Annotated in this window: 22 protein-coding genes; all 22 read right to left on the bottom strand. The window is 67.1% G+C overall.

What is annotated here, in order from left to right:
- Positions 1-143: 143 nt before the first annotated feature.
- On the bottom strand, positions 144-659 hold the full coding sequence (gene rplO, locus ABDW35_RS23140) for a 50S ribosomal protein L15 (RefSeq protein WP_343716236.1): 516 nt from the start codon (positions 657-659) through the stop codon (positions 144-146).
- Between the two features lie 26 nt (positions 660-685).
- On the bottom strand, positions 686-877 hold the full coding sequence (rpmD, locus tag ABDW35_RS23145) for a 50S ribosomal protein L30 (RefSeq protein ID WP_034836970.1): 192 nt from the start codon (positions 875-877) through the stop codon (positions 686-688).
- Complete coding sequence (gene rpsE, locus ABDW35_RS23150) at positions 870-1,475, bottom strand: 30S ribosomal protein S5 (protein ID WP_034836973.1); 606 nt, start codon at positions 1,473-1,475, stop codon at positions 870-872. Before rpsE ends, rpmD begins: the two co-directional genes overlap by 8 nt.
- Before the next feature lie 11 nt (positions 1,476-1,486).
- Positions 1,487-1,852, bottom strand: a complete 366-nt coding sequence (gene rplR / locus ABDW35_RS23155) for a 50S ribosomal protein L18 (protein ID WP_225767060.1) — start codon at positions 1,850-1,852, stop codon at positions 1,487-1,489.
- Positions 1,853-1,863: 11 nt separating this feature from the next.
- Entirely contained in the window at positions 1,864-2,397 is a 534-nt protein-coding gene (rplF, locus tag ABDW35_RS23160) for a 50S ribosomal protein L6 (protein ID WP_343716237.1), read from the bottom strand.
- Positions 2,398-2,408: 11 nt separating this feature from the next.
- Positions 2,409-2,807, bottom strand: a complete 399-nt coding sequence (gene rpsH / locus ABDW35_RS23165) for a 30S ribosomal protein S8 (protein WP_034836984.1) — start codon at positions 2,805-2,807, stop codon at positions 2,409-2,411.
- A gap of 12 nt (positions 2,808-2,819) precedes the next feature.
- Entirely contained in the window at positions 2,820-3,125 is a 306-nt protein-coding gene (rpsN, locus tag ABDW35_RS23170) for a 30S ribosomal protein S14 (protein WP_342241624.1), read from the bottom strand.
- An 18-nt stretch (positions 3,126-3,143) separates the two neighbouring features.
- On the bottom strand, positions 3,144-3,683 hold the full coding sequence (gene rplE, locus ABDW35_RS23175) for a 50S ribosomal protein L5 (RefSeq protein WP_343716238.1): 540 nt from the start codon (positions 3,681-3,683) through the stop codon (positions 3,144-3,146).
- 8 nt (positions 3,684-3,691) lie between these two features.
- On the bottom strand, positions 3,692-4,012 hold the full coding sequence (gene rplX, locus ABDW35_RS23180; protein WP_218823581.1) for a 50S ribosomal protein L24: 321 nt from the start codon (positions 4,010-4,012) through the stop codon (positions 3,692-3,694).
- Entirely contained in the window at positions 4,009-4,377 is a 369-nt protein-coding gene (gene rplN, locus ABDW35_RS23185) for a 50S ribosomal protein L14 (RefSeq protein ID WP_026873847.1), read from the bottom strand. Before rplN ends, rplX begins: the two co-directional genes overlap by 4 nt.
- Positions 4,378-4,380: 3 nt before the next feature.
- The gene (rpsQ, locus tag ABDW35_RS23190; protein ID WP_343716239.1) at positions 4,381-4,665 is read right to left on the bottom strand and encodes a 30S ribosomal protein S17; all 285 of its coding nucleotides are present in this window, start codon (positions 4,663-4,665) and stop codon (positions 4,381-4,383) included.
- A gap of 14 nt (positions 4,666-4,679) precedes the next feature.
- On the bottom strand, positions 4,680-4,886 hold the full coding sequence (gene rpmC / locus ABDW35_RS23195; RefSeq protein WP_034837004.1) for a 50S ribosomal protein L29: 207 nt from the start codon (positions 4,884-4,886) through the stop codon (positions 4,680-4,682).
- 2 nt (positions 4,887-4,888) lie between these two features.
- Complete coding sequence (gene rplP / locus ABDW35_RS23200; protein WP_034837008.1) at positions 4,889-5,308, bottom strand: 50S ribosomal protein L16; 420 nt, start codon at positions 5,306-5,308, stop codon at positions 4,889-4,891.
- A 5-nt stretch (positions 5,309-5,313) separates the two neighbouring features.
- A complete protein-coding gene (gene rpsC, locus ABDW35_RS23205; RefSeq protein ID WP_225767067.1) occupies positions 5,314-6,072 on the bottom strand; it encodes a 30S ribosomal protein S3 in 759 nt (252 codons plus the stop codon).
- A complete protein-coding gene (rplV, locus tag ABDW35_RS23210; RefSeq protein WP_034837015.1) occupies positions 6,072-6,449 on the bottom strand; it encodes a 50S ribosomal protein L22 in 378 nt (125 codons plus the stop codon). The genes rpsC and rplV overlap by 1 nt, the downstream gene beginning before the upstream one ends.
- 3 nt (positions 6,450-6,452) lie before the next feature.
- Entirely contained in the window at positions 6,453-6,731 is a 279-nt protein-coding gene (gene rpsS / locus ABDW35_RS23215) for a 30S ribosomal protein S19 (protein ID WP_026873853.1), read from the bottom strand.
- A 12-nt stretch (positions 6,732-6,743) separates the two neighbouring features.
- The gene (rplB, locus tag ABDW35_RS23220; RefSeq protein ID WP_343716240.1) at positions 6,744-7,568 is read right to left on the bottom strand and encodes a 50S ribosomal protein L2; all 825 of its coding nucleotides are present in this window, start codon (positions 7,566-7,568) and stop codon (positions 6,744-6,746) included.
- Between the two features lie 4 nt (positions 7,569-7,572).
- Positions 7,573-7,899 carry a 50S ribosomal protein L23 gene (locus ABDW35_RS23225; RefSeq protein ID WP_052120541.1) on the bottom strand — a complete coding sequence of 109 codons (327 nt, stop codon included), beginning with the start codon at positions 7,897-7,899 and terminating at the stop codon, positions 7,573-7,575.
- Positions 7,896-8,516 carry a 50S ribosomal protein L4 gene (gene rplD / locus ABDW35_RS23230; protein ID WP_343716241.1) on the bottom strand — a complete coding sequence of 207 codons (621 nt, stop codon included), beginning with the start codon at positions 8,514-8,516 and terminating at the stop codon, positions 7,896-7,898. Before rplD ends, ABDW35_RS23225 begins: the two co-directional genes overlap by 4 nt.
- 3 nt (positions 8,517-8,519) lie before the next feature.
- On the bottom strand, positions 8,520-9,278 hold the full coding sequence (rplC, locus tag ABDW35_RS23235; protein WP_343716242.1) for a 50S ribosomal protein L3: 759 nt from the start codon (positions 9,276-9,278) through the stop codon (positions 8,520-8,522).
- A 10-nt stretch (positions 9,279-9,288) separates the two neighbouring features.
- On the bottom strand, positions 9,289-9,597 hold the full coding sequence (gene rpsJ / locus ABDW35_RS23240; protein ID WP_026873858.1) for a 30S ribosomal protein S10: 309 nt from the start codon (positions 9,595-9,597) through the stop codon (positions 9,289-9,291).
- 339 nt (positions 9,598-9,936) lie between these two features.
- On the bottom strand, positions 9,937-10,637 hold a 701-nt coding region (locus ABDW35_RS23245; RefSeq protein ID WP_343716243.1), incomplete at its 5' end, for an EF-Tu/IF-2/RF-3 family GTPase.

Genomic DNA, 10,637 nt, shown 5'->3' on the forward strand with positions numbered 1-10,637 from the left:
TGGCCTTGGCGAAGGCGCCGAAGTTCAGGTTCGCAGCGAGCTGTTCTGCAGCAGATGCCATGCAAGGCCTCGAATGAAAAAGGGCGGGGACTGCGAACATGCGCGGTCCCCGCCCTCCGTTTTACCCGCGTTGGACGGCGGCGTTAAGCCTGGGACGACGCCCCTGCGTCACTATCGACGGCCTCGGCCGGGGCCGGGGCGGTCTGGACCACCGAGCCGCCCGCCTTCTCCACCGCCGCGACCGCAGCCGCCGAGGCGCTGTGGACATGCAGGGTGACCTTGGCCGAGAGCTCGCCCTTGGCCAGCAGGCGGATGCCGTCCAGCGACTTGGCGATCAGGCCGCCGGCGATCAGCGCCTCGGCGTCGACCGGCTTGGCCGCATCGACGCGGCCGGCCTCGATCGCCTTCTGCAGGCGGCCGAGATTGACCACGGCATAGTTCGCCCGGAACTTCTTGTTGTTGAAGCCCCGCTTCGGCAGCCGCATGTAGATCGGCATCTGGCCGCCCTCGAAGCCCTTGAGGGCGACGCCGGTCCGGCTCTTCTGACCCTTGACACCGCGGCCGCCGGTCTTGCCCTTGCCGGAGCCGATGCCGCGGCCGACGCGGATGCGCGACTTGCGCGCGCCCGCATTGTCGCGGAGATCGTTGAGTTTCGTCATGATTGCTCCTCAGGAACAGACGGGCCTCAGCCCGCCTGCTCGACCCGCACCAGGTGCTTGACCTTCTGGATCATCCCGCGGACCGCCGGAGTGTCCTCCAGCTCGCGGGTGCGATGCAGCTTGTTGAGGCCGAGGCCGATCAGCGTCTGGCGCTGATCCTCCCGGCGGCCGATCGGGCTGCCGATCTGGGTGACGATGACAGTCGCCTTCTCAGCCATTCGCGGCCTCCACCACCTCGACGCCACCCTCGCGCTTGCCCTGGGTGCCGATGATGTCGGCGACGCGCTTGCCGCGGCGGGCGGCGACGGCGCGCGGGCCCTCGATCGCACGCAGCGCCTCGAAGGTCGCCTTGATCATGTTGTGCGGGTTCGACGTGCCGATCGACTTGGCGACGACGTCCTGGACGCCCAGCGCCTCGAAGATCGCGCGCATCGGACCGCCGGCGATGATGCCGGTGCCCTGGGTGGCGCTGCGGAGCTGGACCTTGCCGGCGCCGAAGTGACCCAGGATGTCGTGATGCAGCGTCCGGCCCTCGCGGAGCGGGACGCGGATCATGCTGCGCTTGGCCTGCTCGGTGGCCTTGCGGATCGCCTCCGGCACCTCGCGGGCCTTGCCCGAGCCGTAGCCGACCCGGCCGCGGCCATCGCCGGTCACGACCAGCGCGGCGAAGCCGAAGCGCCGGCCGCCCTTCACCACCTTCGCGACGCGGTTGATGGAGACGAGCTTCTCGATCAGCTCCTCACCAGCCTCGCGCTCGCTCGGGCGCTTGTCGCCACGATCCCGCGGACCGCGCGTGTCTCTGCTTTCGCGTGCCATGCGCGTCCTCCTTAGAAGTCCAGGCCGCCCTCACGGGCGGCATCGGCTAGGGCCTTGACCCGGCCGTGATACAGGTAGTGCCCACGATCGAACACGACCTTGTCGACCCCGGCGGCCTTGGCACGCTCCGCCAGGAGCTTGCCGACGGCGGCGGCGGCCTCGATGGTGGCGCCGGTCTTCAGCGACCCGCGCAGGTCCTTCTCGATCGACGAGGCGGCGGCAAGGGTCTTGCCGGCCTGGTCGTCGATGACCTGGGCATAGATCTGCTTGGAAGAGCGGAACACGGACAGGCGGACCCGGCCATAGCGGGCCTGGCTCAGCTTGTGGCGGAGACGCCCCTTGCGACGCTCGCGCAGCTCGTTGGTCTTGGTGGTCATCCCGGCCGTCCTTACTTCTTCTTGCCTTCTTTGCGCAGGATGGTCTCGGTGTCGTACTTGATGCCCTTGCCCTTGAACGGCTCGGGCTTCTTGTACCCGCGGATCTCCGCGGCCACCTGACCAACGCGCTGCTTGTCGAAGCCGGAGATCGAGATCGAGGTCGGCTTCTCGCACTTGATCGCGATCCCCTCGGGGATCGGATAGCGCACCTCATGGCTGAACCCGAGGGTCAGCACCAGCTCCTTGCCCTGGACCGCGGCACGGTAACCGACGCCGTTGATCTCGAGGTTGGAGGTGAAACCAGTGCTGACGCCCACGACCATGTTGTTGATCAGGGTGCGGCTGGTGGCCCACATGGTCTGCGCCAGGCGCGACTGGCTCTTCGGCTCGACCTTGATCGAACCGTCTTCCATCGACACCTTGATCTCGTCGTTGACGACGAGCTTGAGCTGACCGAGCTTGCCCTTGACCGAGACGGCCTGGCCCGACACCGAGGCGTCGACCCCGGCCGGAACCTTGACGGCGTGCTTGCCAATTCGCGACATCGCCGGCCTCCTCAGAACACGCGGGCGAGGATCTCGCCGCCGACATTGGCGGCGCGGGCCTCGACGTCGGACATCACGCCGCGCGGCGTCGACAGGATGGAGATGCCCAGCCCGTTGTACACCTTCGGCAGGTCCTTGATGCCGGAGTAGACGCGGCGGCCCGGCTTCGACACGCGGTCGATGCGCTTGATGGCCGGCTGGCCCTCGGCGTACTTCAGCTCGACCTTGATGGCCGAGAAGCCCGGCTTGACCTCATGGGTCTCGTAGCCGCGGATGTAGCCTTCGCGCTTCAGCACGTCGAGAACATTGGCCCGCAGCTTCGAGGCCGGGGTCTCGATCACGGCCTTGCCGACGCGCTGACCATTGCGGATGCGGGTGAGCAGATCGCCCAACGGATCACTAAGCGACATGGTCCGTTCTCCTTACCAGCTCGACTTCGTCATGCCGGGGATCTGCCCGCGCGAGGCCAGCTCACGCAGCGCGATCCGGCTCAGCTTGAAGCGGCGGTAGAACGCCTTCGGGCGACCGGTCAGCTCGCACCGGTTGTGGATGCGCACCGGGGAGGAGTTCCGCGGCAGCTCCGCCAGCTTCAGGCGGGCGGCGAAACGGTCTTCCATCGGCAGGCTTTGGTCGTTGGCGATCGTCTTCAGGCGCTCGCGGCGGCCGGCGAACGCCTTCGCCAGCTTCTCGCGACGCTTGTTCTTCTCGACCGAGCTCTTCTTGGCCATGATCTAATCCTTGCTCGTTCAGCTGACGAACGGGAAATCGAAGGCCTTGAGGAGCGCACGCGCCTCGTCGTCGGTCTTCGCGGTCGTCACGATAACGATGTCCATCCCCCGGACCGTCTCGATCTTGTCGTACTCGATCTCGGGGAACACGATCTGCTCCTTGATGCCCAGGGCGTAGTTGCCCCGGCCGTCGAAGGACTTGGGCGACAGGCCGCGGAAGTCGCGGACCCGCGGCAGGGCGATGTTCACCAGGCGGTCCAGGAACTCATACATCCGCTCGCGGCGCAGAGTGACCTTGGTGCCGATGGACATGCCTTCGCGCAACTTGTAGACCGCGATCGACTTCCGGGCCTTCGTGATCACCGGCTTCTGGCCGGCGATCAGCGTCAGCTCGGAGGCGGCCGCCTGGATCTTCTTGCTGTCGGCGACGGCATCGCCGACGCCCATGTTGATGATGATCTTCTCGATCCGCGGCACCTGCAGGTCGTTCTTGTAGGAGAACTCCTGCTTCAGCTTCGGCCGGACGACCTTGTCGTAGTGGGACTTGAGACGAGCCATGGCCATCCTCACCGATCAATCACTTCGCCGGAGGCCTTGGCGACCCGGACCTTGCGGCCGTCCTCGAGCGTCTTGAAACCGACGCGGGTCGGCTTGCCGCTCTTCGGGTCGACATGCGCCACGTTCGAGACGTGCAGCGCAGCCTCCTGCTCCACGATCCCGCCCTGCGTCTTCGCAGTCTGGCGGGTGTGGCGCTTCACGATGTTCACGCCGCGGACGACGACACGCTCGTCGGCCGGACGCACCTCGATGACCTCGCCCTTCTTGCCCTTGTCACGGCCGGCGAGGACGACGACCTGGTCGCCTTTCTTGATCTTCGCAGCCATCACAGCACCTCGGGGGCGAGCGAGATGATCTTCATGAACTTCTTGGCCCGCAGCTCGCGCGTCACGGGCCCGAAGATGCGGGTGCCGACCGGCTCGCCCTGCTTGTTGATCAGCACGGCCGCGTTGCGGTCGAACTTGATCGTCGAGCCATCCGGGCGGCGCAGTTCCTTGGCGGTCCGAACGATGACGGCGCGATGCACGTCACCCTTCTTCACGCGGCCCCGCGGAATCGCCTCCTTGATCGACACGACGATGACGTCGCCGACAGTGGCGGTCCGGCGGTGGGAACCGCCCAGCACCTTGATGCACATCACCCGACGGGCGCCGGAATTGTCGGCGACGTCCAGGTTCGTCTGCATCTGAATCATAGTTTACGCTCCCGACGAAACAGCGGGGTCGGCCGACACGCCCATGGCGCTGGCCTCGGCCTCGGACAGGACGAGCCAGGACTTCCGCTTGCTGATCGGACGGGTCTCGATGATCGAGACGCGGTCGCCGACCTTGCAAACGTTGGCCTCGTCATGGGCGAGGTACCGCTTGGTCCGCTTGATGAACTTCTTGTAGACCGGGTGCATCAGGTTGCGTTCGACGAGGACCGTGACGGTCTTGTCAGTCTTGTCGGACACAACCGTCCCGATGAGCACGCGCCGCGGCATGGCTCACTATCCTCTTACTTGGCGGGCGCGGCAGACTTGCCACGCTCGCCCATGACGGTCTTGATGCGCGCGATGTCGCGGCGCACGACGCGGACCCGCGCCGTGTTCTCGAGCTGCCCCGAGGCCGCCTGGAAGCGCAGATTGAACTGCTCCTTCTTCAGCGCCAGCAGATCGTCCTTCAGCTGGTCCGGCGTCTTGGCGCGGACGTCTTCGATATCCATGGTCAGACCTCCTCTCCAAGGCGGGCAATGAACTTGCAGGCGATCGGCAGCTTGGCGGCGGCCAGCGCGAAGGCTTCCTTCGCCAGGTCGCCGGGCACGCCGTCGAGCTCGAACATGACGCGGCCGGGCTTCACCTTGGCCGCCCAGAACTCCGGCGAGCCCTTGCCCGAGCCCATGCGGACTTCGGCAGGCTTCGACGAGACCGGCACGTCCGGGAAAATCCGGATCCAGACGCGGCCCTGACGCTTGATGTGGCGGGTGATCGCGCGGCGGGCCGCCTCGATCTGCCGCGCCGTCAGCCGGGCCGGCTCCTGCGCCTTCAGGCCGTAGGCGCCGAAGTTCAGCGTGGTGCCGCCCTTCGCAACGCCGTGGATCCGGCCCTTGTGCTGCTTACGGTACTTGGTGCGCTTGGGACTCAGCATGATCCTCAGCCCTCCCGGCGCGAGTCGCGATCGCGATCGCGGCCACGACGGTCGTCACGACGCTCGCCACGCTCCGGCCGGGCCGAAGACGGGCCGGTGGCCGCCTCGGCCGCCCGCTTGTCCTGGGCCATCGGGTCATGAGCGAGGATCTCGCCCTTGAACACCCAGACCTTGACGCCGCAGGTGCCGTAGGTGGTCTTCGCCGTCGCCGTGCCGTAATCGACATCGGCGCGCAGCGTGTGCAGGGGCACGCGGCCCTCGCGGTACCACTCGGTGCGGGCGATCTCGGCGCCGCCGAGGCGGCCGCCGCAGTTGATGCGGATGCCCTGGGCACCCAGGCGCATCGCGTTCTGCACCGCGCGCTTCATGGCGCGGCGGAACGCGACCCGGCGCTCCAGCTGGCTGGCGATGTTCTCGGCGACCAGCTTGGCGTCGATCTCCGGCTTGCGGATCTCGACGATGTTCAGGCTGACCTCGCTGCCGGCCATCTTCGCCAGCTCCTGGCGGAGCTTCTCGATGTCGGCGCCCTTCTTGCCGATCACCACGCCCGGACGGGCGGTGTAGACCGTGACGCGCGCCTTCTTCGCCGGCCGCTCGATGACGATGCGGCTGATGCCCGCCTGGGCCAGGCGCTTCTCGAGGAACTCGCGGATCTTCAGGTCGGCATGCAGCAGGCCGGCATAGTCCTTGGTCGCGAACCAGCGCGAGTCCCAGGTCCGGTTGATGCCGACCCGAAGGCCGATCGGATTGACTTTCTGACCCATTACGCCGTCTCCCGCTCCCGGACGATGACCGTCAGGTTCGACCAGAGCTTCTCGATGCGGGACGCACGGCCGCGGGCGCGGGCGTGGAACCGCTTCATGACGATCTGCCGCCCGACATAGGCCTCGGCCACGTAGAGCCGGTCGACGTCAAGCTGGTGGTTGTTCTCGGCATTGGCGATCGCCGACTGCAGCACCTTCTTCACGTCGTCGGCGATGCGACGGCGGGAGAAGGTGAGCTCGGCCAGCGCCTTGGCCGCGTCCTTGCCGCGGATCGACTGGGCGACGAGGTTCAGCTTGCGGGGGCTGGTGCGCAGCGTCTTGGCGAACGCGCGCGCCTCATTCTCCGCAAGGCGAGGGGGGTTCTTTTCCTGTCCCATCGCTTACTTCCTCTTCGCCTTCTTGTCCGCCGCGTGACCGTAGTAGGTCCGCGTCGGCGAGAACTCGCCGAACTTGTGGCCGACCATGTTCTCGTTGACGACAACCGGCAGGAACTTCTGCCCGTTGTAGACACCGAAGGTCAGGCCGACGAACTGCGGCAGGATGGTCGAGCGACGCGACCAGATCTTGATGATCTCGTTCCGGCCCGACGCGCGCGACTTGTCCGCCTTCTTGAGCAGATAGCCGTCGACGAACGGGCCCTTCCAAACGGAGCGTGCCACCGTCGCTCTCCCTTACTTCTTGCGACGGCGGATAATGAGCTTATCCGTCGCCTTGTTGCTGCGGGTCTTGCGGCCCTTGGTCGGCTTGCCCCACGGGGTGACCGGATGACGGCCGCCCGAGGTCCGGCCTTCACCACCACCATGCGGGTGGTCGACCGGGTTCATGGCGACGCCGCGGGTCACCGGCTTCTTGCCGAGCCAGCGGTTGCGGCCGGCCTTGCCGATCGAGACGTTCGACTGGTCCGGGTTCGACACCGCGCCGACCGTGGCGAAGCACTCGCCGCGCACGACGCGCAGCTCGCCCGACGCCAGCTTCAGCTGGGCATAGCCCATGTCGCGGCCGACGAGCTGGGCGTAGGTGCCGGCGGAACGGGCCAGCTGGCCGCCCTTGCCCGCCTTCAGCTCGACATTGTGGACGATCGTGCCGACCGGCATGCTGCGCAGCGGCATGGCGTTGCCCGGCTTGATGTCCACCTTCTCGCCGGAGACGATCTTGTCGCCCGCAGCCAGGCGCTGCGGCGCCAGGATGTAGGCCTGCTCGCCGTCCTCGTAGGTGACCAGCGCGATGAAGGCGGTCCGGTTCGGATCGTACTCCAGGCGCTCCACGGTCCCGACCACGCCGAGCTTGCGGCGCTTAAAGTCGATGATCCGGTAGGTGCGCTTGTGCCCGCCGCCCTGGTGGTAGGCGGTGATCCGGCCGGTGTTGTTGCGACCGCCCTTCTTGGTCAGGCCTTCGGTCAGGGTCTTGACCGGCTTGCCCTTCCAGAGGTCGGAGCGATCCACCTGGACCAGCTGGCGCAGGCCCGGGGTGATGGGATTGAAGGTCTTCAAGGCCATCGGATCAAACCCCCGTGGTCACGTCGATCTGCTGCCCTTCGGCGAGCGTCACGACGGCCTTCTTCACGTCCGAGCGCTTGCCCGGGAGGCCCCGGAAGCGCTTGGTCTTGCCCTTGGCGATCAGGGTGTTCACCGCGGTGACCTTGACGCCGAACACGCCCTCGACCGCGCTGCGGATCTCGGGCTTGGTGGCGTCGAGCGGCACCTTGAACACGACCTGGTTGTGGCCGGCGGCGAGCGTCGCCTTCTCGGTGATCACCGGCGCGCGGATGATGTCGTACATCCGCGGGGTGACGGCCGTGTCGGCCTTCTTCTTGCGGGAGCGGATCATTTCAGGCGAGCCTCGAGCTGCTCGACCGCCTGGCGCGACAGCACGAGGGTGTCACGGCGCAGGATGTCGTAGACGTTGGCGCCCTGGCTGGGCAGCACGTCGATGAACGGCAGGTTCCGGGCGGCGAGCGCGAAGTTGGTGTCGATCTGCTCGCCGGCCAGGATCAGCGCGGAGTCGAGACCCAGCGCGGTCAGCTTGGCGGCGAGGCCCTTGGTCTTGTGGCTGTCGGCCACGACCGCGTCGACCACGACCAGCTTGCCTTCGGCCGCCTTGGAGGACAGCGCGTGGCGCAGGGCCAGCTTGCGGACCTTCTTCGGCAGGTCATGCGCATGGCTGCGAACGACCGGCCCGAAAATCCGGGCGCCGCCGCGGAACTGCGGCGACCGCATCGAGCCCTGGCGGGCGTGACCCGTGCCCTTCTGCTTGTAGGGCTTCTTGGTCGTGCCGCTGATCTCGCTGATGCCCTTGGTCTTGTGGTTGCCGGAGCGGCGCTTGGCCAGCTGCCAGTTCACCATGCGGAAGAGCAGATCGGTGCGGACCTCGAGACCGAACACGGAATCGTCGAGGTCGATCTCACCGGCGGCGGTGTTGTCGAACGTCTTGACGGCGATCTTCATCGCTTAACCCTCCTGGCCGGCGGTGTCGGCCGCGGGCGCGTCGGCAGCCGGAGCCTCGGCAGCAGGCGCCTCGGTCGCCGCAGCGGCAGCCTTGCGGACCGCGCCCGGGAACGGGACGTCCTTCGGCGCCGGCCGCTTGGCCGCGTCGCGGATCAGCACCCAGCCGCCCTCGGCGCCCGGGACCGCACCCTTGACCATGATCAGGCCGCGCTCGACATCGGTGGTGACGACGGTGAGGTTCTGCACCGTCACCCGCTCATCACCGAGATGGCCGGCCATCTTCTTGTTCTTGAACACCTTGCCGGGGTCCTGCCGCTGGCCGGTCGAACCATGCGACCGGTGCGAGACGGACACGCCGTGCGAGGCGCGCAGGCCGCCGAAGTTCCAGCGCTTCATGACGCCGGCATAGCCCTTGCCGATCGAAGTGCCGGTGACGTCGACGATCTGGCCGGCCAGGAAATGGTCGGCGGTCAGCTCGTCACCGACGGCCAGCAGCGCATCGCTGCTGACGCGGAACTCGACCAGCTTCTTCTTCGGCTCGACCTGGGCCTTGGCGTAGTGGCCGCGAACCGCCTTGGAGACGTTCTTGACCTTGGCCTTGCCGGCACCGAGCTGCACCGCGGTGTAGCCGTCGGTCTCCTCGGTCTTCACCGCGACGACCTGGACGCCGTCGAGCTTCAGGACCGTGACCGGGACGTGCTGGCCCTCGGCGTCGAAAATTCGTGTCATGCCCAGCTTCTGGGCGATCAATCCGGAGCGCATCGTCACCGCCTCAGAGCTTGATCTCGACGTCAACGCCGGCCGCGAGGTCGAGCTTCATCAGAGCATCGACGGTCTGCGGCGTCGGGTCGACGATGTCGAGCAGACGCTTGTGGGTGCGGATCTCGAACTGCTCGCGCGACTTCTTGTCGACATGCGGCGAGCGGTTGACGGTGTAGCGCTCGATGTTCGTCGGCAGCGGGATCGGCCCGCGCACCCGAGCACCGGTCCGCTTCGCGGTGTTGACGATCTCGCTGGTCGACTGGTCGAGCACGCGATGATCGAACGCCTTGAGGCGGATACGGATGTTCTGACTGTCCATCGTTCTGTATCCGAGTGTTCTTGCCGAGAGGTGGAAAACCGGCTCATTCCGGCCCCCACATCGCGAACAGTCCAAAAAAAAACTCACCCAAGCCGCGAGGGGGCTCGGGTGAGGCGCGTTTCATAACCGAACCCGATCCCGATGTCACCCCCGGAATCCCCGGTTGTGACGATTTCGTGATCGGGCCCGCCATGCGCGAAGCTCAAGGCTCAGCACCTCTCGCTTCTCTCATCCCGGGCCGCCCTTTCCGCTCCGCCTTTCGGCGGGCGACGGAGGTACGGTCCTTGGTCCTTCACAGGCCGGGAGCCGAAGCCCCCGGCCCGTGATCCTGCATCACCCTCAGGCGATGATCTTGGCGACGACGCCGGCGCCGACGGTGCGGCCGCCCTCGCGGATGGCGAAGCGCAGGCCCTCGTCCATGGCGATCGGGGCGATCAGCTTCACCGTCATCGAGATGTTGTCGCCCGGCATCACCATCTCGGTGCCTTCCGGCAGCGACACCACGCCGGTCACGTCCGTCGTCCGGAAGTAGAACTGCGGACGGTAGTTGGTGAAGAACGGCGTGTGCCGGCCGCCCTCTTCCTTCGTCAGGATGTACGCCTCGGCCGTGAACTCCGTGTGCGGCGTGATCGAGCCCGGCTTCGCCAGGACCTGGCCGCGCTCCACATCCTCACGCTTGGTGCCGCGCAGCAGCGCGCCGATGTTGTCGCCCGCCTCGCCCTGGTCCAGCAGCTTGCGGAACATCTCGACGCCGGTGCAGGTCGTCTTCTGCGTCGGACGGATGCCGACGATCTCGATTTCCTCGCCGACCTTCACCACGCCGCGCTCGACGCGGCCCGTCACCACCGTGCCGCGGCCCGAGATCGAGAACACGTCCTCGATCGGCATCAGGAACGGCTTGTCCTTCGGACGCTCCGGCTGCGGGATGTACGCGTCCACCTGCTTCATCAGCTCCAGGATCGCGTCGCGGCCCAGCTTCGCGTCGCCGTCCTCCAGCGCCACCAGCGCCGAGCCCGGAACGATCGGAATGTCGTCGCCGG

Source organism: Inquilinus sp. (genome assembly GCF_039594555.1).
Lineage (GTDB): Bacteria > Pseudomonadota > Alphaproteobacteria > DSM-16000 > Inquilinaceae > Inquilinus.

Bases quoted from the DNA above. Each gene is read 5' to 3' on its own strand.
- rplO (WP_343716236.1), bottom strand. From the start codon at position 659: ATGACGAAACTCAACGATCTCCGCGACAATGCGGGCGCGCGCAAGTCG.
- rpmD (WP_034836970.1), bottom strand. From the start codon at position 877: ATGGCTGAGAAGGCGACTGTCATCGTCACCCAGATCGGCAGCCCGATC.
- rpsE (WP_034836973.1), bottom strand. From the start codon at position 1,475: ATGGCACGCGAAAGCAGAGACACGCGCGGTCCGCGGGATCGTGGCGAC.
- rplR (WP_225767060.1), bottom strand. From the start codon at position 1,852: ATGACCACCAAGACCAACGAGCTGCGCGAGCGTCGCAAGGGGCGTCTC.
- rplF (WP_343716237.1), bottom strand. From the start codon at position 2,397: ATGTCGCGAATTGGCAAGCACGCCGTCAAGGTTCCGGCCGGGGTCGAC.
- rpsH (WP_034836984.1), bottom strand. From the start codon at position 2,807: ATGTCGCTTAGTGATCCGTTGGGCGATCTGCTCACCCGCATCCGCAAT.
- rpsN (WP_342241624.1), bottom strand. From the start codon at position 3,125: ATGGCCAAGAAGAGCTCGGTCGAGAAGAACAAGCGTCGCGAGAAGCTG.
- rplE (WP_343716238.1), bottom strand. From the start codon at position 3,683: ATGGCTCGTCTCAAGTCCCACTACGACAAGGTCGTCCGGCCGAAGCTG.
- rplN (WP_026873847.1), bottom strand. From the start codon at position 4,377: ATGATTCAGATGCAGACGAACCTGGACGTCGCCGACAATTCCGGCGCC.
- rpsQ (WP_343716239.1), bottom strand. From the start codon at position 4,665: ATGCCGCGGCGCGTGCTCATCGGGACGGTTGTGTCCGACAAGACTGAC.
- rpmC (WP_034837004.1), bottom strand. From the start codon at position 4,886: ATGGATATCGAAGACGTCCGCGCCAAGACGCCGGACCAGCTGAAGGAC.
- rplP (WP_034837008.1), bottom strand. From the start codon at position 5,308: ATGCTGAGTCCCAAGCGCACCAAGTACCGTAAGCAGCACAAGGGCCGG.
- rpsC (WP_225767067.1), bottom strand. From the start codon at position 6,072: ATGGGTCAGAAAGTCAATCCGATCGGCCTTCGGGTCGGCATCAACCGG.
- rplV (WP_034837015.1), bottom strand. From the start codon at position 6,449: ATGGGACAGGAAAAGAACCCCCCTCGCCTTGCGGAGAATGAGGCGCGC.
- rplB (WP_343716240.1), bottom strand. From the start codon at position 7,568: ATGGCCTTGAAGACCTTCAATCCCATCACCCCGGGCCTGCGCCAGCTG.
- ABDW35_RS23225 (WP_052120541.1), bottom strand. From the start codon at position 7,899: ATGATCCGCTCCCGCAAGAAGAAGGCCGACACGGCCGTCACCCCGCGG.
- rplD (WP_343716241.1), bottom strand. From the start codon at position 8,516: ATGAAGATCGCCGTCAAGACGTTCGACAACACCGCCGCCGGTGAGATC.
- rplC (WP_343716242.1), bottom strand. From the start codon at position 9,278: ATGCGCTCCGGATTGATCGCCCAGAAGCTGGGCATGACACGAATTTTC.
- rpsJ (WP_026873858.1), bottom strand. From the start codon at position 9,597: ATGGACAGTCAGAACATCCGTATCCGCCTCAAGGCGTTCGATCATCGC.